Source organism: Methanobrevibacter sp. (assembly GCF_017409525.1).
In the GTDB taxonomy this organism is placed as follows: Archaea; Methanobacteriota; Methanobacteria; order Methanobacteriales; family Methanobacteriaceae; genus Methanocatella.
The window spans coordinates 97,292-121,182 of sequence record NZ_JAFQSO010000001.1 but is presented as its reverse complement, the minus strand read 5'-3'; the positions used below and the strand labels follow the sequence as shown (position 1 = coordinate 121,182).

The window sequence follows — 23,891 nt, the reverse complement described above, 5'->3', positions numbered from 1 at the left end:
ATTTATACAAAGTTAAATAAATAATTTTACTGGTGATAAAAATGATTACGTGTGATTTTGCAATATTGCCTGTCGGAACCGAAACTACAGAATGTAAAGATTATGTAACGGCTGCAGTCCAATCAATTAAGGATTCAGGGCTTAACTATCAATTGACCGGAATGGGAACTCAAATTGAAGCTGAAAATCTAGAGGAACTATACTCTGCAATAGCTAACGCTCAAGAAGCCATTTTTGAGTTGGGAATCGGAAGAGTATATACAGTTATAAAAGTAGATGACAGAAGAGATTTAAAAAATAGAACCCTGGACGCTAAAGTTGACACTGTCAACGAAATGCTGAAATAAAAAAAGATAGTTAGAATTTAATCTAACTCATTGGAAGCTTTTTTAACAGCTTCGATTACTAAATCTAAATCTTCTTTTGTCAAAGAAGGATGAACCGGAAGGGAAATCACATTGTCTGCAGCAAGTTCGGCTTTTGGACAATCTCCTTCAATTCCTAATTTTCTATAAACAGGCTGATTGTACAATGGAATCGGATAATGGATACCTGTTCCAACACCGCATTCATTGATTATGTCTACCCAATCATCCCTATCTCCTTTTTCAACCCTGATTGTATACTGGTGATACACATGTTTTGAACCTTCAGCACAATAAGGAGTAATTACGCCATCGACATCCTTTAATCCTTCATTTAGGTATGCGGCATTTGCAATACGCTTGTCATTGAATTCATCAATCTTGTCCAATTGTGCAAGACCTATTGCCGCTGAAATGTCAGTCATCCTGAAATTGTATCCTATTTCACTGTGGTGATATCTTATGCTAGCTCCATGTGCCCTAAACATTTTAGCATTATCGGCCAAATCCTCATCATTGGTTGTTATGATTCCTCCTTCAGAGGTGGTCATGTTTTTAGTGGGATAGAAACTAAAGCAAGCCATATCCCCCATGCTTCCAACAGGTTTGCCTTTGCATGTTGCACCATGTGCCTGAGCAGCATCTTCAATGACTGCCAATCCATATTTTTCGGCAATTTCATTGATTTTGTCCATATCTGCTGACTGGCCATATAATTGCACCGGCAAGATTGCCTTGGTATTTTCAGTAATCAAATCTTCTATTGAATTTGGGTCAATTGTATAAGTTTTTAAATCTATGTCGGCGAATACTGGTCTGGCGCCAGTGTACAAAATTGAATTCCCGCTTGCAATAAATGTGAATGGAGAGGTTATTACTTCATCGCCTTGGCCAATATCGCAGGATAGTAAAGCCACATGCAATGCAGCAGTTCCAGAATTAACGGCTATACCATACTCAGCCCCAACCCACTCGGCAAAATTTTCTTCAAATTCCTCGACTTTAGGACCTTGAGCAATCATGCCTGATTTTAGGACTTCAACAACATTTTCTATTTCTTCTTCCCCGATTATTGGTTTTGCAATAGGAACTTTAATATTTGACACATTCATCACCAATTAGATTTAAATTAACTATACTAATATTTAAATCTAATAATATTTAAAACATTACATAATTAATCAAAACAATCAAGAGTGAAACGAATGGATGAATATAAAATCAAAAGTATTGAAGAGGGATTGACAAAAATAGAATTTCCAGAATTTGATAAAATTTCGTCTGATGCACCGGTATTCTATAACCCAAATATGGAATTGAACAGAGATTTGTCAATACTTGCAATCCAGGTATTTCAAAAACAAGAGCAGAGAGAAATAAACATATGCGACTTGTTTGGGGGAAGCGGAATACGTGGCGTGCGCTATAAAAATGAAATTGATGGCGTTAGAAACGTATGCATCAACGACATAAGTGAAATCGCCAACCATTACGAAAGACACAACATTGAATTGAATAACCTAGACGACATCGAGGTTTTCCAACATGACGCAAGCATGTTTTTAAGGATGAAACGAGGGGAATTCGATGTTATAGATATTGATCCGTTCGGAACACCTTCACCGTTTCTTGATTCAGCAGGATATTGCTCTCGAAGAAATTCGCTATTATGCGTGACCGCCACAGACACTTCCGCATTATGTGGAACCTACAAGGAACCTTGCATTCGCAAATACAATGCAAAACCGTATAAAAGCGAATATTGTCATGAAACCGGCATAAGAATATTGTCGGGTTTCGTTGCGCTGACACTTTCAAAGTATGCCAAATGCATTGAAGTGAAAATGTCCCACAGCACTGAACATTATATGAGATTATATCTTTACGTTAAAAAAGGTTCAAAAAGAACAGATGAATCCTTGAAAAATATCGGCTACATCAGCCATTGCAAAAATTGTCTTCACAGACAGACAAGCATGGGCCTGGCTGGGCCAATTGAATATGTCTGTCCGGTTTGTGGTGAAAAGCTAATCCATGCAGGGCCATTATGGTTAGGAGACATCCAAAACGAAGAGTTTATTCAAAAGATGATTGACGAGACTGAAAATAAAAAAATAAACCGTGAAAAACAGGCTTTAAAACTCCTAAACAGTTGCTTAAAGGAAGCAAAAGCCCCTGCAACATTTTATGATGTCCATAAGATATGCAAATCATTGAAGGCCAGCGCGCCAAAATTAGACTTGATTTTTGAAGAACTGAGAAAAGAGGGATTTATAGCTATTAAAACCCATTATAATCCACTTGGAATAAAAACTGATGCAACAATCAAGGATATTGAAAATATAATCCTAAAATTATGTGAAACCGAAAATATATAAATTCTTATTTTATTCAAACCACCACCTTACTAAAAGAAATCTCCAAATATTGCAAATAAACTGAATAAAATGATAATTTATAGAAAAACTTGTAAAGAAAAAATTACTATATAGATATTTTACAATAAAAACCTAAAAAAATATAGTAATTTATAAAAACTTTTAAATATTATAAACAGTACATTAGTATTATAAGTTAGTTACATAAGTTAACTATATTGATTTAGGGAGATAAAATATGGTAAAAACTAAAGACAATGTTATAAAACTTGATGATACAGACATTAACATTCTAAAAATAATCAATGAAGATGTAAGAACATCTTACAGGCAAATATCACGTAGTTTAGATGTGTCTGTTGGAACTGTCCATAACCGTATTGACAAGATGGTCAAGTCAGGAGTAATTAAAAAGTTTTCACCAGTAATCGATCATGAAAAATTAGGATTTGTTTTAACAACAATCATCGGAGTTAGAGTAAAAGGTGGAAAACTCAAAAATTGGGAAGAAAAAACATTTTTCAACAAGAATGTTGTAGGAATCTATGATGTTACTGGAGAATATGATGCATTCTTGATAGCTAAATTCAGAAACACAAATGAATTAAATTCATTTATTAAAGAATTATTAAAAGACCCAATTATAGAAAGAACTTACACCCAAACAGTGTTAGATGTTATTAAAGAAGACATGGGTTCTTCAAACATCTTATAAATCTAAACTAAAGCAGTACCTTTTACTGCTTTTAATACTATTTTTTTAATTTTAACAATAATAAAAAATAACAGACTATTTTTATTGAAATCTGTGTAAAAAACAATTTCCACATGACACAAATGCATTTCTAATTAATTTTAATAATAATATAAATCTATAAATAAAAAGACATTACAAAAATATTAATGTTCAAATAAAATTTTCGAGGTAATTAAATTGGCAATATGCTTACCCGACACACAAGACGATGCTCCAAGTATACCTATTAAGTTAACAAGAGTAGGTGTGACCGGAGTTAAGAAACTATTACAATTAGAAAGACAAAATAAAAGACCTATAATATTATTGCCTACTTTTGATGCATTTGTAGATTTACCAAATGATCAAAAAGGTGTGCACATGTCCAGAAACCCTGAAGCGATTAGCGAAGTTCTTGAAACTGTAGCTGAGGATTCCGGTGTTGATGTCGAATCACTATGTGCAAAAATTGTAGACAAAATGATGACAAAACACGAATATGCTAAACGTGTTGAAATATCAATGACAACTGATTTCATGTTTATGAGAGAGTCACCAGTGACTAAAAACAAAACTCAGGAAATGGCTAAATTAAAAGCAAAAGCTATTGGTCTGAGAGATGAAAACGGCGAAGTTTCCATTAGAAAAAGCATTGGAGCCGAAGTCATTGGAATGACCGTTTGCCCTTGTGCACAGGAATCTGTGCGAGAATCAGATAAGAACAAATTATTGGAATTCTTGGATGAAGAAACAACTCAAAAAGTATTGGATACTGTTACATTTGCTTCACACAATCAAAGAGGAGTTGGAACATTATTAATAGAAGTTCCTGAAGACAAAGTTGTAAAAGCGGAAGATATAATTGAAATTATTGAAACATCCATGAGTTCTCCAGTATGCGAATTGTTGAAGAGACCTGATGAAAATGCAACTGTCATGAATGCACACAGAAAACCTGTGTTTGTTGAAGACTGTGTTAGAAACATGATGGAAATGATTGCAAACAAATATGCTGATTTCCCTGACGATACAATAATCACATCACGTCAAGAAAATCATGAAAGTATTCATAGGCACAATGCATTTGCAGAAAAAGTTACCACCATGGGTGAACTTAAAGCAGAATTAAACATTGAATAGGACCTGATTTAATGAAAAAAACATATGAAATTGCAGGACAGGTAATGGGATTCTTTGATGCATTTAAAGGATCAAGGCCTGCAATAGATAATGATAAAATATTGATTGTTAGAGGAAGATCCAGAAAAGCCATACCTCTTGCTGATTTTGATGCCAAACTTACAGAAATTGGTGAAATTCTTGGCGGAACTGAACTAGAATCAGATTCCGAAAAAGTAGATGAAATCTTAAAAGCAGGAGATAAGAATATACAAGAAAGCGACATAACCACAAATGCTGTAGATACTAAAGGATTCATGAGAGTTCAGGAAGATTTGGAATCCATGGGGCTTGTAGTTGAATACAAGATATTTGAACTTCCAAGTTTTGATGTCATTATAGCAATTTGGGAAGATAAAAACGAAATTCCTCCACTTTATGTAGAAGTAACCGTATCAGAACATAAAGGTTAAACATGACAAAAATTACTAAAGAAGATATTCTCCAGATTTTGACTGCAACTGATAGCGAAATAATTAGTTTCATGTCAGAAACATCAAAGTATAGGGAGAATAATCTCATTACTTTTTCTAAAAACATTTTTATACCATTGACTGAAATCTGTAGAAACGATTGTGGGTACTGTAATTTCAAAAAGAATCCTGCAGACCCAAAAGCGATAATTCTTAAAACTAAAGATGAAATTTTAGCTGATTTGAAGGAAGCTGAAAAGTATGGTTGTACCGAGGCACTATTCGCTTTTGGTGAAGATGCAGATGAAGAGGAAATCGTTCAAATTAAACTCAAAGAATATGGCTATAGCAAGATGATTGACTATATTGTCGACATTTGCCAAATGACATTGGATGAGACTAAATTGCTGCCCCATACCAATGGAGGCAATTTCAGTTTTGAAGACCTGAAAAGATTGAAAGAGGTTAATGCTTCCATGGGTTTGATGCTTGAAAATTCTTCAAAAAGATTGATGGAATTGCCAGCCCATAATAAAAGTCCTGGAAAAAATCCGGATTTGAGAATTGAAACCATTGAAAATGCCGGAAAGCTTAAGATTCCATACACAACAGGAATATTGATTGGAATTGGAGAAACAAAAGAAGAAATAGCTGAATCGCTGTTGACCATTAGAGACCTCTATGACAGATATGGTCACATCCAAGAAGTAATCATTCAAAATTTCACACCAATTCCCGGAATTGAAATGGAAAATTGGCCGAGCCCTAGTTTCTTGGACATGATTAGAACCGTTATAGCAGGGACTTTAGTTTTCAAAGATACCGATGTCAGCATACAAGTTCCACCTAACCTCAATAACGAAACTGCACAAATATTTTTATTATGTGGCGCTGATGATTGGGGCGGTGTTTCACCGGTAAGCCCCGATTATGTAAATATTACATCACCGTGGCCAGGCATTGCCGAACTTGAAAAATTAACCGACGATGCTGGATTTGAATTAACAGAAAGGTTATGCGTTTATGAAAAATACATCAATGAGGAATGGCTGAGTAAGTGCATTCTAGACAAAATAGCTAACTTATCCTAGCATCAACAACCACATGCTCTACACCGGGAGCATATTTTTTTATCTTATTTATCTTCAACAGCTCAACATCCCTATCTCCAGCCTGTGCAACAATTCTCTCAATAGGCCTTTTATCCATTAATTTTTCAGGAACGGTTTCGTGATAATGAATTATTCCTCCCTCATTTAAACTGTCAATGGCCACCTTCAGGTAATGATGAGTGGTTTTCACATAACCCATTACAATGCGGTCGGCCTTTAACTTGGGAGTGTGTTCCTTGCAGTCGCCTAAAATCGGTGCGACATTATTCAGCTTATTCAGTTTTATATTTTCACACAGGTAATGGTAAGAATTGGGATTGATTTCGATTGCATAAACTTTTTGGGCATTCGAATGAACTCCAATAGGGATTGAAAAATAGCCAATTCCCGCAAACATGTCAATGACTGTTTCACCGTCCTCAACCAATTTGGCAATCCTTAATCTTTCATTGTTGTTTCCTTTAGACCACATTACTTTAGATAAATCCAGCTTAAATAGGCAACCGTTTTCTTTGTTAATCGTTTCGGTTTCATGTCCAAAAAGAATTTTATAAACCGGTTCCCTTCTTATTCCCTGAATATGGTCTATCCTCATGATCGTTTTCACATTATGCTTTCTAGCCAGATACTCACAATCTTCTTCCAAGTATTCATTATTTATGATAAGGATGTCACCGATTTTTTTATATTTCATTTACTCACCGTTTGAAAGAAAAGTTTATATATGCAAATGGATAATATTAATATTGTTAGTTTATACTAATAATTGATTCTGATTTTAAATAAAATTAATAAAAATATAAAAGATTTTAATATATTACCTATGAAGTAGTTGAAATTAGATATTTTAAATACTATATGAGGTGTGTTTAAATGGATGACAAAATATTAGAAGGTACAACAACCGTCGGAATTACTTGTAAAGATGGCGTTGTATTTGCAAGCGAAAGAAGAGCTAGTATGGGAAACTTAGTAGCTCACAAAGTCGCAGAAAAAATATTTAAAATTGACGATCATATTGTAACAACCATAGCTGGTTCTGTTGGAGATGCTCAAAGTCTCATGAAAGTCATTGAAGCTGAAGTATCATTATACCAAATGAGAAACAACGATGAAATTAGTGTTAAAGCAGCAGCATCCCTAACAGCAAACATATTGCGTTCCGGTCCAATGTATGTTCAAACATTACTTGGCGGAATGGATGGAGACAAACCATCTCTTTACTCATTAGATCCTGCAGGAGGTATGATTGAAGACACATACATTTCTACCGGATCCGGCTCCATTGTTGCTTACGGAGTTCTTGAAGATAGATTTAGAGATGATTTGACAACTGACGAAGGAATTGAAATAGCCATAAGAGCTATCAGAGCTGCCGCTGAACGTGACACATACTCCGGTAACGGATACTTAGTTGCTAAAGTGGATAAAGACGGCTTTGAAATGTTAGATAATGAAAAAATTAATGAGATTTTGGATAAGATATAAAGCAAAAGAGACTAATTTTTCATAACTAACTATTTTTTTATATAAATTGTGTAGATAGTTTATGAAATTCAACTGATTATAGCTAAATGCTTTTCATAAACTATAATAATACACATAACTTTTTTTGAAGGGATTATATGACTTCAGACATTTTAGAAGGAATTAAAAAAGAAATTTTGCAAAAGCTGCCGAATGAAATTCAGGTATCAAAAGTAGAATTTGAAGGACCTGAAGTGGTAGTTTATACCAAAAATCCAGAAATTATAACCGAAAACGGCGATTTAATAAGATCACTTGCTAAAGAATTAAGAAAAAGGATCATTATTAGATCAGACAAAAGTGCATTGCTTGAACCTGAAGCGACTATTAACAAAATTCATGAAATAGTTCCGGATGGTGCTGAAATTACTGATATTTATTTTGATACCGTGACCGGTGAAGTGGTAATCACCGCTAAAAAACCAGGACTCGTTATTGGAAAATATGGAGTGACTTCCAGAAATATTGTTAAGAACACCGGTTGGGCACCTAAAATATTAAGGACCCCTCCAATTAGTTCAGACATTATTGGAAAAATAAGAACCATTCAAAAGAATTACAGTAAAGAAAGGAAGAAAATGTTGCAACGCCTTGGACGTCAAATCCATCAAGGAAGCAAATACCCTAATGATTGGGCAAGAGTTACTTCAATGGGAGGATTTAAGGAAGTAGGACGTTCATCAATGCTTTTGCAAACACCAAACAGCCGTGTTTTATTGGATTGCGGTGTCAATGTTGCAGCATCAGACAATAAAAATGCATTTCCATATTTAAATGCTCCTGAATTTTCAATCGAGGAATTGGATGCTGTTATTATTTCTCACGCTCACTTGGACCACTGCGGATTTGTACCATACCTTTATCATTATGGATATGAAGGGCCTGTCTACTGTACAACTCCAACTAGAGATTTGACTACACTTTTACAATTCGATCATTTGGATATAGCCCACAGGGAAGGCAATCCCTTACCATTTACATCAAAACATGTAAAGCAAGCTATTAAAAATACCATTACTCTAGATTATGGAGAAGTGACTGACATATCCCCAGATATCAGATTAACATTACACAATGCAGGACACATTCTCGGTTCAGCAATATCACACATGCATATTGGTGACGGAGCCCATAACTTAGTCTACACTGGAGACTTTAAATATGAACCATCAAGATTACTTGAACCTGCGACAATCAGATTCCCACGTGCTGAAACCGTAATCATGGAAAGTACATACGGTGGAAGAGAAGATGTGCAGCCTTCCAGAAACAATGCTGAAAAAGAAATGATGAAAACCATCTACAGAACACTTAAACGTGGCGGAAAAGTATTGGTTCCGGTATTTGCCGTAGGAAGGGCGCAAGAGCTTATGGTAGTACTTGAAGAATACATGAGACATGGATTAATCGAAGAAGTACCAATTTACATTGACGGAATGATTTGGGAAGCTACCGCAATCCATACTGCAAGACCTGAATACTTAAGCAAAGATTTAAGAGACCAAATCTTCCACATGGGAAGAAACCCATTCGTTTCAGAAATGTTTAAAAAAGTTCAAAATTACGAACAAAGAAAAGAGATTGTTGAAAGCAGAGACCCTGCTATCATCTTATCCACTTCAGGTATGTTGACTGGAGGAAACTCCGTTGAATACTTCAAATGGTTATGTGAAGATGAAAGAAACACATTAATCTTTGTAGGATATCAATCTGAAGGATCAATGGGAAGAAGAGTTCAAAAAGGATGGAAAGAAATTCCTCTTGAAGATGATGATGGCAGAACTAGACAATTCTGTGTAAAGATGGAAGTAAAAACAATTAATGGATTCAGTGGACACTCTAACAGAAGACAATTAATGGAATACGTCAAAAGGCTTAATCCTAGACCTGAAAAGGTCATTACTTGTCACGGAGACCCTTACAAAACTGTGGACTTGGCCTCTTCAATACATAGAAGTTATAAAATTGAAACCAAAACTCCAATTAATTTAGATTGTGTTAGAATACATTAATAATTAAATAGTAAATAAGACATAATATTACTATAAAATAATGTTGTAAAAGATTACAACATTAATTAATTTTATTTTTAATGAACAAAATGAACCAATAGGTGTAAAAAATGGTTACTTATTCAGAATCTGGTGTTGACATAGACCTTGAAGCAGTCACTGTTTCAAAATTAGCTGACAAACTCAAGTCAACATTATCATGTAGAGATATTATTACAGACAGTGGTCATTATGCGGCTTTAGTGAAATTAGGAGATAAAGCCATTGCAATGAGTACTGACGGTGTTGGAAGTAAAATTTTGATTGCTGAAATGATGAATAAATACGATACAGTAGGTATCGACTGCATTGCCATGGTTGTAAATGACATTTTATGTGTCGGAGCAGAACCAATAGCCTTAGTTGATTACCTTGCTGTTGAAAAACCTGACCCTGAAAGAGCTTCCGAAATTGCAGAAGGACTTGTCAAAGGTGCAGAAGAATCAAGAATTGCAATTATCGGTGGAGAAACTGCGTCACTTCCGGGAATCATTAAGGATTTTGACCTTGCAGGAACAGGCATTGGATTCGTAGACATCGATAAAATAATCACTGGTGAAAATATCCAACCAGGAAATGTTTTAATAGGTATTGAAAGCAATGGAATCCATTCCAACGGATACAGTTTAGCAAGAAAAGCTTTATTTGATGATGCCGGATTTACTGTAGATGATAAGATGCCTAATGGTGAAACTACCATTGGGGAAGAATTGATAAGACCAACTGAACTTTACGTCAAACCTATTGTGGCATTATTTGAAAAAGAATATAAAATTAATGGACTTGCCCACATTACCGGAGGAGGTTTCACCAACCTTAGACGCCTGAAAAAAGGTGTTGGATATGACATAACCGACCTTCCAGAAGTTCCAGAAATATTCAAGTTAATATACGAACAAAATGTCGACATCAAAGAGATGTACAAAGTTTTCAATATGGGTGTCGGCTTTGTCGTTATTGCTGATGAAAGTGAAGCTGAAAAAATTATGGATACTTTAAAAGAATACTGCAACTGCCAAATTATAGGCAAAGTAACTGATGATGAAAAAATCACCGTCAAAGCTTTTGAAGGATCTGAAATCGAATACTGATTTGATAAAAATTAAGAGGTGTGTAAATGAAGATAATGAAAGATAAGGAAATAGCTCTCGTGAAGGAAATATTGAAAAAATTGGGAGCTAGTGAAGAAGACAGCGAATTTGTAGCTGAAGCAACAATAGATGCTGATTTAAAAGGATTTACATCACATGGGTTAGGTAGATTCCCACAATACTTAATTAGTATCGAAGCAGGAACCATAAACTTAGATGATGATATTGTTATTGAAAAAGAAACTCCTGCAATTGCTTTAATTAATGGTAACAGCGGATTTGGACAAGCAGTCTCATATAAAGCTATGCAATTAGCCATTAAAAAAGCCAAAGAAGTTGGTATTGGATGTGTTGGAGTACACAATACAAATCACTTTGGAGTCACTGGATTTTATTCTGATTTAGCATTAAGGGAAAACTGCATCGGTTTAGTGCTTGCAAATACCGACCCGGCAATCGCACCATTGGGAGGCAGTGAACCTTTAATCGGAACCAATCCTCTCGCATTAGGAATTCCTTCCAAGACATACATAACTGTAGATATGGCAACTTCCGTAACTGCACGTGGAAAAATCATCGAATCAAAAAGAAAAGGTCTCGATTTGCCTGACGGATGGGCATTAGATAAAGACGGAAACCCAACAAATGACCCTGAAGCAGCGCTTGAAGGATCAATCTTACCATTTGGTGGATTTAAGGGATATGCAATTGCAGCATTGATTGAGATATTAACTGGACCATTGGTACAGGCAGGATATGGACATGGCGTGACCGGAACCGCTTCACCAACCAAGGACTGTACTAAAGGGGACTTGTATGTTGCAGTCGACCCATCCAAATTTGGGGACTTCAATGAATTCGTCGAACATACCGAAGACTTTGTCTCACAAATTAGGGCAACCGGTGAAACTGTAGCAATTCCAGGAGATTTGGAAGTTAAAAGAATTGCTGAAGCTGAAGCCAATGGAATCGCTATTGATGATAAATTATATGAACAACTAAAAGAAATCTGTGGCAATTTAGACATTGACATCGATTCTTACATGGAAGAATAGGCTCTATTCTTCTTAAAACTCTTTTTTTATAAATTTCGAAGATATGATATTTCATGCCGATTCGAAATAAAATTCATTTTAAAAATAATAAAATGAAAATGATTATATAATATATGAACAAAGATATATATGCTAAAAACAACTTAAAGTTATAACACTAGAAAATTTAACTGTTTTTTAAAAAAAATTTTCTTTTCGAAAAGGAGGATTAAAAGTTATGAAACTTAAAAACTCTCATATCTTATTGATAGTAATGTCAATATTTCTATTGATAAGTATTGGATCTGTCAGTGCAGGCGATGCTGCAATGGATGCAGATGCACAATTAGCAAATGACGGACCTGATGTTGCATTAAATGATGCAGCACAAATAGATACAAAGGTAGTTTCCCAAGACGTAAAGATTAACGAAGGAGAAACTGCAAACATACCAGTAACAGTCCAAGACAATGAATCTCAAAGTTTGAAAATCACAACTAAAGATTTGAATGTTACTGAAAAGAATAAAACTATAAAATTCGATTATAACAATTCAATGATTACAATTAAAGATAAATTATCCGCTGGAAATCACAACCTAATCATTAGCTATTTAGGTAATGCGAATTACGCTAGCTCTTCAGTGAAAGTGACATTGTCCATCGTTGGAGACACCATACTTTCCACACCAGATTCCGTTAACGTTAACAGCACTAAAAAAGCTGTCATACCAATTAACCTTACGGATAGCGTTGATGTATATCCTATAGATAAGAATAACTTAACTTTAGTATTATCTTACAAAGACGGCAATGATACTGTTAACAAGACAATCAGTGAGTTTGAACTAAATGGAGCAATCAAATTCAACTATGACACAAAAATTACCAGTTCAACTTTAACAATTAATTACGCTAATGGAAATAAAACATTGACCAAGGAAGTTGCATTGAAATATCTCATTAATGCAAAAATAATTCCGATTAATCTTGAAGCGGAATACGTAAGCGGCAATTTTACTTTCAAACTGGAAGATATTGATGATTCCACCAATATTCTAGCAAATAAAAAGTTGTCATATTTAATCCCATCCGGTACTATCAATACTGGAGGATCAATAACTACCGATGCAAATGGTATAGCAACCCTTGACAATTCAAATTTAAGAATATACAAATTTGAAAACGGCACTCTTTCTTCAGAGGGACCTATCCCTGTTGGAAAACAGCCATTCACCATAAAGGGTGATGACTCCAGCATCAGCGCACCGACAATTGAAGATGATTTCACAATTATAAAGGCGAACATCAATATTGTAATAAACCCATATAAAGAGCCATATAAATCAGGTAAACAAGTAGTGATTAATGTTACCAATGCTAAATCAGGAGCGCCAATGAAAGGAATTATCCTTCACTTATACATGGCAAATACAACCGCAAAAGACTACTACCTCCAAACCGGCTCAAATGGAATATGTGAAATTAATGTATCAGGTTTAGTTTCTGGAGTGTACCCATTGACCATAAGTAACAACGATACCAAAAATATAAATTACAAAGAGGTTAATGGAACCATTACAATCACTGGAAAACCAGTTAAATTGACCACAAAAATGACAAATCCATACTACTACAATACTGGTATTTTAGGAACAGTCACTGTAACCGACAGGGCTACAGGAGAACCAGTGCCTAATGCTATATTATTAGTATATACTGATGCATCATCTCAAGGATACCTTTATCAGGCTAATGACAAGGGTGTTGTAACCATAGATTATGCTATTCTTCCTGTTGGAAGTCATAAGGTTACCATTACCAGTGCAGATTCCAGATACAGTTCTCCTGAGTTGACAAAAACTGTTAATGTTAAAAAAGCAAGTGGAAAATTCACTGCTCCGGCATTAACCACATATTACAAAAGTGGAGATAACTTTGTAATCAAATTGACTAACACTAAAACTCAACAAGCAATTTACGGTGCAAACGTGGATATTAAGGTCTACGTTTCCGGAGGTTACTACCAATATTCCGCTCAAACCGGAATGGAAGGTACTGTTCAACTTTCACTTGAATCCTTGACCCCTGGAACTTACAAGGTAGTAATTTCACCAAAAGATTCCAAAAACTATACTGCAAGCAAGGTTACTAGCAAAATTGTAATTAAAAAGACTCCTGCAAAATTAATTCCAACTAAAGTAACCGCTAAACAAGGAGAATCCAAATACTTCAAAGTTACTGTGAAAAACACAAAACTCAATAAGGTAATTTCTGGAGTTAAAGTGAAAATCAAAGTTTACACTGGTAAAACAGCTAAAACTTACACTGCTACCACCAATTCAAAAGGAATTGCACAAATAAATGTTAAGTCAATGAGTGTTGGAACTCATAAAGTTGTAGTAACATCTGGAGATAAATACTGTACAGCAAGTGCTGTTACATCCAGCATTACAATTAAAAAAGCTTAAAGAGAATTAATTTTCTCTTATTTTTTTTCTATTTTATATTTAGCGTAAAAACCATCCGTATCCGCATATATTGCATAAAATCCGTATTCTTCTGCTTTTTTTATAGATGATTTGATGTATTGCCTTCCCCATGAAGTAATGGCCTTTGCGCATTCAAAAGAATACCATCTGAATCTAGGGAAACCATAAATACCGTACATTGTATTTGCAAGCCGCTTAATGGCTTGTTGTTGAACATCCAAAGCTTTCTTTTCAGTTTCATCAGTTGATGCCTTCATTTCCCTTTTAATTCTGAAACGTTCCTGTAAAATCTTATCAATAACTGATGGAATAAACCCTTTCGGTGACTTTTTAAACTTTATTCCATGCTCGGGAGATATATTATATTCCTCTTCATCATCTACATCGCCTAAGGTCATGACATCCGGTGAAATATTTTTTGAGATTATGATGCTTGGATACAGGCTTCTAAAGTCAAATTGGACCAAATTCTCATGAAGGCCTGTTTCAGGTTCCTTTACATATCCTCCTTCATTATCCTCAGCATTAGCGCGATCTGCAAAATTAGAGCCTTGCTTGTTTGGAACCACTTCTCCATCAAAATAAGCCTGCTTTACTAAAAACCATTCCGCCTGCTGGCCGGTGGCCATACGGGAAACGTCAAATAAGGGTTGGCCAATAATACGGGTGAGCTCTAAATTAAGAGGCAATGTCTGTTCGGCGATCTTTAAAGTGGAAATTACATCATCAAGTGAATAATCAAATAAGTTATCCAGCGCTTCACCACCATTATCCCAGAATTCCCAGATTTTCTCGCCGGGAACATCAATCTTTTCTTCTCCAAACAATTCATAATAAACACGTTCCAACGTATATCTCTCTAGAGTCATGTAACGTCTCATGACAAGATACAGGTCTACATGAATCAAGCCTTTAAGGGAAGCTGCGTTGGCATATCCCCTTCTAATATACTTAACTTCTGATTCATCCATTCCAATGTCCAAATCAACACCCAATATCTTTGCACGGTCTTTGAGATATGGGAAATCAAAATTATCTGAATTGTAACCAACAATGATATCAACATTGTTTTCCTTGATGATTTTCACAAACTCCTGAATCATCTCACGCTCCGATGAAACCTGATTGACAAAATCATCCCTGCTTTCTGAATTAGTTTTTGTGGAAATAACCTGATTGATGCCAAAATTGCTAGCCACTCCTATCATGATAATTTCATCTTCTTCGGAGTTTGGCATGCCGTGAGGGTTTCTGACTTCCAAATCGAAGCTCAAAATTCTAAACTTTTGAGGATAATCCTTAACGCGCTTCAAATTTTCAGTTAATTTAATTATCGTAACATCCTGCTTTGAACTATCGAGATTTAAAAATGAATCCAATTTCTCACCGACTGCAACAACCTCTGTCATAGGAATCACATCACGGTCCATCAGATATCTTCTGTAAAATGGAATGTCAAACTCCCTTATCTGAACAACACTTTCCAAATCTCTTAATGCATCCCTATTTTTAGCTAGTTCCTGAGGATGCTTGAACGTTACTTTGATGAATTCCTTTTCAACCTGGAAATCTTTTTTAATGACTTTTTCCATGCGAACAACATCTAAATTCTCATTAATTTCATCAATGCACTCATCAAGATCATCAGATACGACATACAAATAAGGTTCGAATGTATCATCCAACAAAATTACATTTTTATCTCCATCTTTGGAGAATAATCTAATTACAGGCTTATCTTCAAAAGTAACATAATCAATGTCCAGGATGACAACATTCTTTTCCATTTTACTCCTCCTTAATAAGATATTCTCTCCTGTAGCTATCCAATACGGCATAGGTGATTCCTAAAATCAAAGGGCCCACTATAAAACCTACAATACCATAAACAAGTGGTCCTGCCAAAAATCCAATAAGCAAAATCAGCGGATGGATATCAGCATAATGGCTTGATAGAGCAGGCCTTATATACATGTCGATTGTGCTTAGGAAAAATCCGAACAATAGCACTACGATTGCCCTCGGATAATTTCCCATAGCCACATCAATAAAGAATAATGCCCAATAAATCGGCCAAGGCCCGAATACAGGAATCAGTTGCAGGATACCTGTTAGAACACCTAAAAATATTCCATATGGATATCCCAAAAGGGAATAACCGATGCATCCGAAAATACCTATGATTACTGAAGTCAAGAAATGTCCATAAAATATGCTTTTCAATACATCCTTAACCGATTCCACAGTATTGTCAAAGAAATCTTTGGAATCATCAGGCACAAATGATTTGATAAAATTTAAGCATTTTTCCCCATCACGAACAAAGTAAAACACGGAACAGACTAAAATGAATAAGTCTATGGTAATGTTTGCAAATTTACTGACAAATGTGACAATATACTTTAAAATATAGCTTCCGACATTATTGATTGTGGACTCGATGTAAGTGTTAAGTGATCCCACATCAATTTGAGACGGTAAAAATGATGATATGTTCGAAATAATGCCATTAATGTCTGAAGCGGAATTGTTAACCAAAATCCACGATACAAAAGTGGAGATTTCAAACAGAATGTATGCAATTAATAGGATCAATGGAATCAAGACCACTATCATTGCAATTATGATTGATAGTGATGAATATTTCAATTTGGATTGAATCTTGCGAGCCACAGGTCTTATTCCATAAGCCAAAATGGCTCCTAAGATAATCATGTTCAAAACTGGAGATATAAACATCAAAGAGATGACTAACAAGAACAATATTAACAAAATTGGTGGAGTCAAGTAATCTTTAATGTTAATTGCCATGATATCATCCATAAATTAATATTTCACGCCTGAAGCATCCCTTCTATATTTTCCGAATTCGGTAATCTGGTTAATCTTATCGTTTTCAAAAACAGGCCCTTCCACACAAATTCTCCATCCTTCACCATCAACACAACACTGGCCGCAAACTCCAAGAGCGCATTTCATGTATCTTTCAAGAGAATATTGGGCAGGTATTGACGCATCTTCAAGAATATCAAATATTCCTTTCATCATTATTTCAGGCCCGCAAACAAATGCATAATCATAGGTTGAATCTTCAAGCAAATCTAAAGTGCAATCAGTGGCAAATCCCTTGAATCCGAAACTTCCATCATCAGTGCAAGGATGGATATCAGCACCCAAATACTGAAGTGCATCAGTGAATAACAATTCATCCTGTGTAACTGCAGCAGCAACAACATCAACATTATTTCCTTTTTTAACTAAATCACTGGCTATTGCATTAATTGGCGCCATTCCAACACCACCTCCGATAGCCAAGATGTCTTTATCTTCAAATGAATTGTTGAAACCGTTTCCATAGCTTCCTCTAACGCCTATCTCATCACCGATTTTCAGTTCATGCAACTGGGAGGTGAACTCGCCGATATTCTTAACTGTTATTGCCAATTCATTATCGTTAATTTGGGAAATGGACATTGGTTTTTCATTTCTAAAATTCCAGACCATCACAAATTCACCAGGGTTTGGACGGCCCAATTCCTTCATGTCCCAATTGAATTTAAAAGTCTTTATTGTAGGAGTCTCTTCAATAATATCTTTGATTTCCACTATTTTCGGTTCGTTAATCATGTTTACAACTCCCTGTGTGCAAGACCTACCATTTCATCGATTGATGAATATCCTTTTTCGGCCATGAATTTTTCTAATCCAATATTTATTTTATCGAATACATCAACGCCTTCATCCATGATTGCAGTACCAATTTGAACTGCCCTTGCACCTGCAAAAATAAATTCGACAACATCTTCAAAAGTGTATATTCCTCCAACACCGATCAATGGAATATCAACTGCCTCATAAACGGAATAAACATTACTGATTGCTATCGGCTTGATTGCACGGCCACTCATTCCGCCGGATTTATGAAACAAAACCGGACGGGCAACATCAATATTAATCTTCATTCCAGGGCCCAGCGTGTTAATGAGAGACAATGCATCGGCACCTGCATCTTCACAGGTTTTTGCAATCTCAGTAATATCAGTTACGTTAGGAGTCAATTTTGCAATGATTGGAACCTTGGCCGCATCTTTTGCAGCAGCTACAATAGTATGGCTCAAATTACAGTCCTGCCCAATTGATGCCCCGAAACCTTCCATCGCATGAGGGCATGAGATATTCAATTCAATCATGTCAACATATTCCTGGACTTCACTGACCAATGTAGAAAATTCATCCGGAGTAGCCCCATAAATTGAAGCTATAACAACATTATTTTCCTTTTCAATTTTCTTTAATTCCTCTTTGAAATTATCTACTCCCGGATTTGAAAGCCCGATTGCATTCAATATGCCTCCTTCAACTGCAACAGTTGTAGGATTCGGATAACCCGGATGAGGATTTAATGAAAAAGATTTTGAAACCACTCCTCCAGCACCTGATTTTAAAATCCAATTCATAGATGAGGCATTACTTCCCATAATACCTGCAGCCAACATCAATGGATTTCTAAATTCTACTCCACAAACACTTGTTCTTAACATACTATCAACTTTGTAATTAGTTATTTAATTAGTTTTTGTTAATTTATCAATGATTTCTTGATACTTTTCATTTTGTAATTTCAAGCTGATTATATTGGTTTTATTTGATTTAATAATTTCTTCTTTGGATTTCATCAAGTTAGATATCTGTTCATCCTGTTTTTGTATAATCGCATCTTTCTGTTCGAGCAAATCATCGTAAGTTTTAGATATTTTTCTGATTTGAACCTCCAAGTTTTCCGTGTTTTCCTTTAATTGCCCCTTATAGTCATCAATTAGTGACCTTAAATACTTAACCTGGTCCTGCTTATCTTCAATAATCAAATCCTTCTCTTTTAATTTTTCAGTCAAATCGTCCAATTCCTTCATCCGGGATTTGTCATAGTCTATTTTGGTATCCAACTTATCCTCCAAATTTTTCTTTTCATATTTCAATTTGGTTGAATACAATTTAAACTTGTTAATTTCTTCAATCTTGTTTTGAAGGTCCATTGTAAGCTCATCAATTTCTGCATTCTTAAGTTCCAACTCATATCTTAAATCATCTAAACTTTCATCTGACATACAGTTAATAGTTTAAATTTCATCCTAAAAATACTTTGAAAACATTATTTTGAAAATGCTTATTAAAAATAAAATGAATAAATTATTGCATGGAATGCTATATTACTTACAGTGTCAACGGATTTTATGCTTTTAATAGTGAAAATAAACTAATTGCTAAAAAATTATTTCAGGAAACTGAAATAATTAACAGATTGATTGAAATAGATGATAAAAAAATCCCCCTTGAGGAAGAAGAGCTAATTTGTGAGGTATCAAAAGATTATGATGAAATCATGATTGAATCAAACAAAAGATTATCCGATTATGATAATGAAAAAATAACTATACAGACCCCAAATCAAGGTGGAGATTATTTAAGAAGCAATTATGAAGAGTTTGGATTGAATCAAACCGAAATTACTGAAACATATCAAAGATTAGCCATTTATAAAATTAAAAAGGAATCTGCAAGTGAAGACAAACACCTGATTCAGGCCATCAATTCCATAGATGAAATTGATGAAAGCATTTCCAAACTAATTGAAAGAATCAGAGAATGGTATGCACTATATTTCCCGGAAATGGATACTGTAAAAAACAATGAGACCTACATAAAACTAATTTCACAAAATGAAACAAAAGAAAAGATTATTGAAGCCAAACCTGAAGCATTCCCAACCAATGTCATGGACTTGGAAGATGACATTAATCCACAGGATTTGGAAATAATGAATACGTATGCAAAATCCATTTATGAACTTCAAAAAACAAGAAGGGAAATTGAAGAATATGTTGACACTAAAATGGAATCCATTGCCCCTAATTTAAGGCTTTTGGTCGGGCCGTCACTTGGTGCGAAGTTGATTTCACATGCCGGAGGACTAAAAAGACTAGCAATCTATCCTTCAAGCACCGTTCAGATAATGGGTGCTGAAAAAGCGTTATTCAGACATTTAAAAAGTGGAGACAGACCGCCGAAATACGGATTGATCTATCAACACCCCCAGGTAAGAGGCGCAAAATGGTGGAATCGGGGAAAGATTGCACGAATGCTTGCAGGCAAAATATCACTAGCAGCCAGACGGGACGTGTTCACCAAAACATTTGATGAAAATACTTATGATGATTTTATCCAAAAAGTAGAGGAAATCGAAAAGAACAATCCTTTTCCAACAAAAACCACCAAAAAAAGGAAAGAAGAAAAAGGAAAATCAAAAAATAAGAAGAGAAAAGGTAAAAAAAGAAAGAAAAGGAGATAAAGCATGAATGTTTATTTTAAAGATGGAAACATAGCAACTAAGAATTTAACTCCTGGAATTTCAGTTTACGGAGAGGAATTGATTAAGGAAGATGTAGAATACAGGATATGGAATCCTAGAAGGTCAAAATTGGCAGCTGCTCTTTTAAACGGATTGGAAAATCTAGAGATTCTAGACACTTCAAAAGTACTTTACTTAGGCGCATCAACCGGAACAACCGTTTCACACATTTCAGATATCGCAATTAATGGAAGAATATATGCAGTTGAATTTTCACCGACAACAGCCAAAAAATTGGTTCAGCTTTCACGTCAAAGATTTAATATTGCTCCGATTTTAGGAGATGCGACCAAACCAAAAGGATATCTCAACATTGTTGAAAAAGCTGACCTGGTATATTGTGATGTTGCCCAACCAACACAAAGCGAATTGTTCATGAAAAATATGAATTTATTCGCAAAAGATGATGGCGTCGGTCTTTTAATGATAAAAGCCAGAAGCATTGACGTTGTGCAAAAACCTAAAAAGATTTTCAAGGAACAGGAAAGGAAATTGAAAGAGAAAGGGTTTAAGATTATAGAAAAAGTTAAACTAGAACCTTACGAAAAAGACCATATTGCCTTTTTAGTGGAAAAAAATTTTTAAATATGAAAAATAACTAAAAAAACTAGAAAAAGTATTACTTAGATACTTATCAGAATATATCACACTGTGTTTCTCAACTAATACTTTGAATTTAAATAAATTTGAACTAATGGTGGATATGGTCCGCATTATAGTATTTTTAGCATTACCTGCAATATTTTACAAGAGAAAATCATCAAAAACTAGAATATAATCATTGAAACTTTTTAACACCTCATCAAAATCGATTAATCAATTTCATGACCTGACCTTTTTTTGAAAGATTAGAAAAAATTATTAGATATTATTTAAATACATATTAGTGAAAATATTTTTACTAATTGATTTTAGGTGCAGGGGTTTTTATGTTAAACAAATTTTTCAAATTGGACGAAAATAATACAGATTTAAGAACTGAGTTTCTGGCAGGTTTAACTACCTTTTTAGCAATGGCATATATTTTAGGTGTAAACCCAGCATTGCTTTCCCAGGGAGGAATGCCGGCAACAGGAGTATTTTTTGCAACAGCTGTTGCTTCAGGGATTTCCTGTATCATCATGGGACTTATTTCAAAATACCCCGTTGGCCTTGCACCCGGCATGGGAATAATCCCCGTGTTCGTATATACCATAATTATAAGTATGGGCAACACTTGGGAAACTGCTCTTGCAGCAGTGTTTGTTTCAAGCATACTCTTTTTATTGATTACCATATCCGGTTTAAGGGAAGCCATCCTTAATGCCATTCCCTTTGACCTAAAATTAGCAATTGGTGCAGGCATTGGTTTTTTCCTTGCATTTGTAGGTTTAAAAGGTGCCGGAATTATTGTAGGTAACCCTTCCACTTTAGTGGGAATGGGCAACATTTCATCCGCCCCTGCACTTTTAGCAGTTATCGGCATCATGCTTACTTTAATATTATACCTTAAAAAAGTGCCAGCAGCAGTATTCCTCGGTTTAGTGATAACTTCAATTATCGGAGTGATATTCACATTATTCGGCTTTGGTACTGGAGATGCTTTAATGCCCTCCATTCCAGTGCACTTCATTTCATTTAACTTTGATATATCCCTAGTCGGCGCGTTTATAAGTGGATTCGGCCAGTTATTCTCCAACATCCCTAATTTGCTCACAATCCTGTTCTCATTATTGTTTGTTACATTCTTTGACACTACAGGAACATTAATTCCCTTAGCAAATCAATGCGGTTTCATTGATGAAGAGGGCAATGCAGATGGTATTGATAGAGCCTTCCTCGCAGATGCACTTAGCGGGATCATCGGAGCCGTTTTAGGCACTTCAACATTAAATGCATATGTAGAAAGTGCAACAGGTATCGGTCTTGGAGGCAGAACCGGATTAACAGCCATATTCATAGGCATTTTCTTCCTACTTTCACTTGTCTTTGCCCCTACTGTCTTATCACTATTCACTTCATCAGTTACAGCGGCGGCATTAGTAATTGTAGGTATACTAATGGCCATTCAATTGAAAGAAGTGGACTGGAACAACATGGTAATGGCATCTTCCGTATTCATGACAACCATAATGATGATTTTATCCTACTCCATCACAATAGGAATCTCATGGGGATTCATCACTTACGCAATTGCATCCATTGCTACCGGAAAAACAAAAGAATTCAGTCTAATTACATGGCTAATGATTATCGTGTTCGCATTATCCCTATTTTTGGGACTTTAAGTTGTTAGAGGAAAAATTCAATTTCCTCAAACACTTCAGAATTTTTTCGACAATCGGCCAATCCCTTTTACACTATTATTACATAATTTTATAGCATGTCTCTTTCCATAATTTACATTTTTTCATTCAATGAAGATAAATTACCAAATATTACATTAAACTAAAAATTATAAATGGTTTTTATTTGAAATAAAATCAATTTTACAAATTTAAAGCGATATTACTATATTAATGAATTTCTTTCATGAAAAGTATAATCTTTTCAAAGTTAATGAAAATTGTGAAAAACAACCATACACAATAAAAAGAAAAAATCTTCTATTTAAAAAATTGAATGCATAAATCAAATCTAAATAAAAAAGAGATATGATTTTCAATTTCAAATAAGAATCAAAAAGATTACATCAATTTAATTTTTCATGAGTTCACAAAAAAGAGATGATATCAAGTAACATCTGAAAACACCACCCATAATACCCTAATAAATATCACCACCTTAAAAAATCACATGACTAAAAACATCAAAATATTTTACAATGAAGAATAGCTGACAAATAGTTTTACGCCGAAAATAAACCCCAGTCAAAATACATAAACTCTCAAACTAGAATCCCCCAGATATCCGATGAAAACAGTAGATAAATTTTTTAAAATCAACCAAATTCAAAAACTAGGGAAGTACAAAAAAGGCGATAATGCGTTGTCATTATAATAAAAATTTTTAAAAAAAACCACCCGTTTTTCAAGTGATAATCAACTAAAAAACACCTCTAAGAAATATAAAAAATTACTACAAAAACCGCCAGAAAGTATTACTTAGATATGTATCAATATATATCAA

21 protein-coding genes are annotated in these 23,891 nt (G+C 34.8%); 14 read left to right on the top strand and 7 right to left on the bottom strand.

From position 1 onward, the window contains the following. Positions 1–41 precede the first annotated feature (41 nt). The gene (locus IJE64_RS00505) at positions 42–347 is read left to right on the top strand and encodes an MTH1187 family thiamine-binding protein (RefSeq protein WP_292780476.1); all 306 of its coding nucleotides are present in this window, start codon (positions 42–44) and stop codon (positions 345–347) included. Between the two features lie 17 nt (positions 348–364). Here the strand turns inward: IJE64_RS00505 and IJE64_RS00500 are convergent, their stop codons facing one another. Then, entirely contained in the window at positions 365–1,471 is a 1,107-nt protein-coding gene (locus IJE64_RS00500; protein ID WP_292780473.1) for a DegT/DnrJ/EryC1/StrS aminotransferase family protein, read from the bottom strand. A 99-nt stretch (positions 1,472–1,570) separates the two neighbouring features. Between IJE64_RS00500 and IJE64_RS00495 the strand changes: the two genes are divergently transcribed. The 5 genes from IJE64_RS00495 to cofG all read left to right on the top strand — a co-directional run bounded on the left by IJE64_RS00495 (position 1,571) and on the right by cofG (position 6,162). Next, positions 1,571–2,743, top strand: coding sequence for a tRNA (guanine(10)-N(2))-dimethyltransferase (locus tag IJE64_RS00495; RefSeq protein WP_292780470.1), 1,173 nt, complete (start codon positions 1,571–1,573; stop codon positions 2,741–2,743). A gap of 238 nt (positions 2,744–2,981) precedes the next feature. After that, positions 2,982–3,458 carry an Lrp/AsnC family transcriptional regulator gene (locus tag IJE64_RS00490; protein WP_292742920.1) on the top strand — a complete coding sequence of 159 codons (477 nt, stop codon included), beginning with the start codon at positions 2,982–2,984 and terminating at the stop codon, positions 3,456–3,458. Between the two features lie 219 nt (positions 3,459–3,677). Next, on the top strand, positions 3,678–4,619 hold the full coding sequence (gene mptA, locus IJE64_RS00485) for a GTP cyclohydrolase MptA (RefSeq protein ID WP_292780468.1): 942 nt from the start codon (positions 3,678–3,680) through the stop codon (positions 4,617–4,619). Between the two features lie 11 nt (positions 4,620–4,630). Next, a complete protein-coding gene (locus IJE64_RS00480; protein WP_292780465.1) occupies positions 4,631–5,071 on the top strand; it encodes a DUF2120 family protein in 441 nt (146 codons plus the stop codon). A 2-nt stretch (positions 5,072–5,073) separates the two neighbouring features. After that, entirely contained in the window at positions 5,074–6,162 is a 1,089-nt protein-coding gene (gene cofG, locus IJE64_RS00475; protein ID WP_292780462.1) for a 7,8-didemethyl-8-hydroxy-5-deazariboflavin synthase subunit CofG, read from the top strand. On the opposite strand, the gene IJE64_RS00470 is transcribed toward cofG, so the two are convergent. After that, the gene (locus IJE64_RS00470) at positions 6,149–6,877 is read right to left on the bottom strand and encodes a class I SAM-dependent methyltransferase family protein (RefSeq protein ID WP_292780459.1); all 729 of its coding nucleotides are present in this window, start codon (positions 6,875–6,877) and stop codon (positions 6,149–6,151) included. The genes cofG and IJE64_RS00470 overlap by 14 nt on opposite strands. Before the next feature lie 179 nt (positions 6,878–7,056). Here IJE64_RS00470 and psmB point away from each other — a divergent pair, with 179 nt between their 5' ends. The 5 genes from psmB (at position 7,057) to IJE64_RS00445 (ending at position 14,356) form a co-directional block, all read left to right on the top strand. Further along, positions 7,057–7,671 carry an archaeal proteasome endopeptidase complex subunit beta gene (gene psmB / locus IJE64_RS00465; protein WP_292780456.1) on the top strand — a complete coding sequence of 205 codons (615 nt, stop codon included), beginning with the start codon at positions 7,057–7,059 and terminating at the stop codon, positions 7,669–7,671. A 137-nt stretch (positions 7,672–7,808) separates the two neighbouring features. After that, on the top strand, positions 7,809–9,722 hold the full coding sequence (locus IJE64_RS00460; RefSeq protein WP_292780453.1) for a beta-CASP ribonuclease aCPSF1: 1,914 nt from the start codon (positions 7,809–7,811) through the stop codon (positions 9,720–9,722). 110 nt (positions 9,723–9,832) lie between these two features. Then, complete coding sequence (purM, locus tag IJE64_RS00455) at positions 9,833–10,852, top strand: phosphoribosylformylglycinamidine cyclo-ligase (RefSeq protein WP_292780448.1); 1,020 nt, start codon at positions 9,833–9,835, stop codon at positions 10,850–10,852. Positions 10,853–10,878: 26 nt separating this feature from the next. Next, a complete protein-coding gene (gene comC, locus IJE64_RS00450) occupies positions 10,879–11,907 on the top strand; it encodes an L-sulfolactate dehydrogenase (RefSeq protein WP_292780445.1) in 1,029 nt (342 codons plus the stop codon). Positions 11,908–12,124: 217 nt separating this feature from the next. Further along, positions 12,125–14,356, top strand: a complete 2,232-nt coding sequence (locus IJE64_RS00445; protein WP_292780442.1) for a hypothetical protein — start codon at positions 12,125–12,127, stop codon at positions 14,354–14,356. 17 nt (positions 14,357–14,373) lie between these two features. Here IJE64_RS00445 and IJE64_RS00440 read toward each other — a convergent pair whose 3' ends face one another. Genes IJE64_RS00440 through IJE64_RS00420 form a run of 5 tightly spaced genes read right to left on the bottom strand, consistent with a single transcriptional unit; the run spans position 14,374 to position 19,482 of the window. Then, complete coding sequence (locus tag IJE64_RS00440; RefSeq protein ID WP_292780440.1) at positions 14,374–16,164, bottom strand: DNA-directed DNA polymerase; 1,791 nt, start codon at positions 16,162–16,164, stop codon at positions 14,374–14,376. Position 16,165: 1 nt separating this feature from the next. Next, positions 16,166–17,188, bottom strand: coding sequence for an AI-2E family transporter (locus tag IJE64_RS00435; protein WP_292780438.1), 1,023 nt, complete (start codon positions 17,186–17,188; stop codon positions 16,166–16,168). Between the two features lie 15 nt (positions 17,189–17,203). Then, positions 17,204–18,004, bottom strand: coding sequence for a dihydroorotate dehydrogenase electron transfer subunit (locus IJE64_RS00430; protein ID WP_292780435.1), 801 nt, complete (start codon positions 18,002–18,004; stop codon positions 17,204–17,206). A gap of 2 nt (positions 18,005–18,006) precedes the next feature. Next, positions 18,007–18,918 (bottom strand): dihydroorotate dehydrogenase, encoded by a 912-nt coding sequence (locus IJE64_RS00425; RefSeq protein ID WP_292780432.1) that lies wholly within the window; start codon positions 18,916–18,918, stop codon positions 18,007–18,009. 24 nt (positions 18,919–18,942) lie between these two features. Beyond that, positions 18,943–19,482, bottom strand: coding sequence for a glycosyl transferase (locus tag IJE64_RS00420; RefSeq protein ID WP_292780429.1), 540 nt, complete (start codon positions 19,480–19,482; stop codon positions 18,943–18,945). Positions 19,483–19,571: 89 nt separating this feature from the next. Here IJE64_RS00420 and IJE64_RS00415 point away from each other — a divergent pair, with 89 nt between their 5' ends. From IJE64_RS00415 to IJE64_RS00405, 3 genes are all read left to right on the top strand, one after another. After that, complete coding sequence (locus IJE64_RS00415; protein WP_292780426.1) at positions 19,572–20,723, top strand: NOP5/NOP56 family protein; 1,152 nt, start codon at positions 19,572–19,574, stop codon at positions 20,721–20,723. Positions 20,724–20,726: 3 nt separating this feature from the next. Next, positions 20,727–21,368, top strand: coding sequence for a fibrillarin-like rRNA/tRNA 2'-O-methyltransferase (locus IJE64_RS00410; RefSeq protein WP_292780423.1), 642 nt, complete (start codon positions 20,727–20,729; stop codon positions 21,366–21,368). 344 nt (positions 21,369–21,712) lie between these two features. Beyond that, on the top strand, positions 21,713–23,050 hold the full coding sequence (locus tag IJE64_RS00405) for an NCS2 family permease (RefSeq protein ID WP_292780419.1): 1,338 nt from the start codon (positions 21,713–21,715) through the stop codon (positions 23,048–23,050). Positions 23,051–23,891 lie beyond the last annotated feature (841 nt).

What these genes read in the sequence shown, in the direction of transcription:
- IJE64_RS00430 (WP_292780435.1), bottom strand. Translation starts at nt 18,004, where the DNA reads ATGATTAACGAACCGAAAATAGTGGAAATCAAAGATATTATTGAAGAG.
- IJE64_RS00490 (WP_292742920.1), top strand. Translation starts at nt 2,982, where the DNA reads ATGGTAAAAACTAAAGACAATGTTATAAAACTTGATGATACAGACATT.
- IJE64_RS00420 (WP_292780429.1), bottom strand. Translation starts at nt 19,482, where the DNA reads ATGTCAGATGAAAGTTTAGATGATTTAAGATATGAGTTGGAACTTAAG.
- IJE64_RS00480 (WP_292780465.1), top strand. Translation starts at nt 4,631, where the DNA reads ATGAAAAAAACATATGAAATTGCAGGACAGGTAATGGGATTCTTTGAT.
- IJE64_RS00470 (WP_292780459.1), bottom strand. Translation starts at nt 6,877, where the DNA reads ATGAAATATAAAAAAATCGGTGACATCCTTATCATAAATAATGAATAC.
- IJE64_RS00415 (WP_292780426.1), top strand. Translation starts at nt 19,572, where the DNA reads ATGGAATGCTATATTACTTACAGTGTCAACGGATTTTATGCTTTTAAT.
- IJE64_RS00405 (WP_292780419.1), top strand. Translation starts at nt 21,713, where the DNA reads ATGTTAAACAAATTTTTCAAATTGGACGAAAATAATACAGATTTAAGA.
- IJE64_RS00410 (WP_292780423.1), top strand. Translation starts at nt 20,727, where the DNA reads ATGAATGTTTATTTTAAAGATGGAAACATAGCAACTAAGAATTTAACT.
- cofG (WP_292780462.1), top strand. Translation starts at nt 5,074, where the DNA reads ATGACAAAAATTACTAAAGAAGATATTCTCCAGATTTTGACTGCAACT.
- IJE64_RS00505 (WP_292780476.1), top strand. Translation starts at nt 42, where the DNA reads ATGATTACGTGTGATTTTGCAATATTGCCTGTCGGAACCGAAACTACA.
- IJE64_RS00445 (WP_292780442.1), top strand. Translation starts at nt 12,125, where the DNA reads ATGAAACTTAAAAACTCTCATATCTTATTGATAGTAATGTCAATATTT.
- psmB (WP_292780456.1), top strand. Translation starts at nt 7,057, where the DNA reads ATGGATGACAAAATATTAGAAGGTACAACAACCGTCGGAATTACTTGT.
- IJE64_RS00440 (WP_292780440.1), bottom strand. Translation starts at nt 16,164, where the DNA reads ATGGAAAAGAATGTTGTCATCCTGGACATTGATTATGTTACTTTTGAA.
- comC (WP_292780445.1), top strand. Translation starts at nt 10,879, where the DNA reads ATGAAGATAATGAAAGATAAGGAAATAGCTCTCGTGAAGGAAATATTG.
- IJE64_RS00460 (WP_292780453.1), top strand. Translation starts at nt 7,809, where the DNA reads ATGACTTCAGACATTTTAGAAGGAATTAAAAAAGAAATTTTGCAAAAG.
- purM (WP_292780448.1), top strand. Translation starts at nt 9,833, where the DNA reads ATGGTTACTTATTCAGAATCTGGTGTTGACATAGACCTTGAAGCAGTC.
- IJE64_RS00425 (WP_292780432.1), bottom strand. Translation starts at nt 18,918, where the DNA reads ATGTTAAGAACAAGTGTTTGTGGAGTAGAATTTAGAAATCCATTGATG.
- IJE64_RS00435 (WP_292780438.1), bottom strand. Translation starts at nt 17,188, where the DNA reads ATGGCAATTAACATTAAAGATTACTTGACTCCACCAATTTTGTTAATA.
- IJE64_RS00495 (WP_292780470.1), top strand. Translation starts at nt 1,571, where the DNA reads ATGGATGAATATAAAATCAAAAGTATTGAAGAGGGATTGACAAAAATA.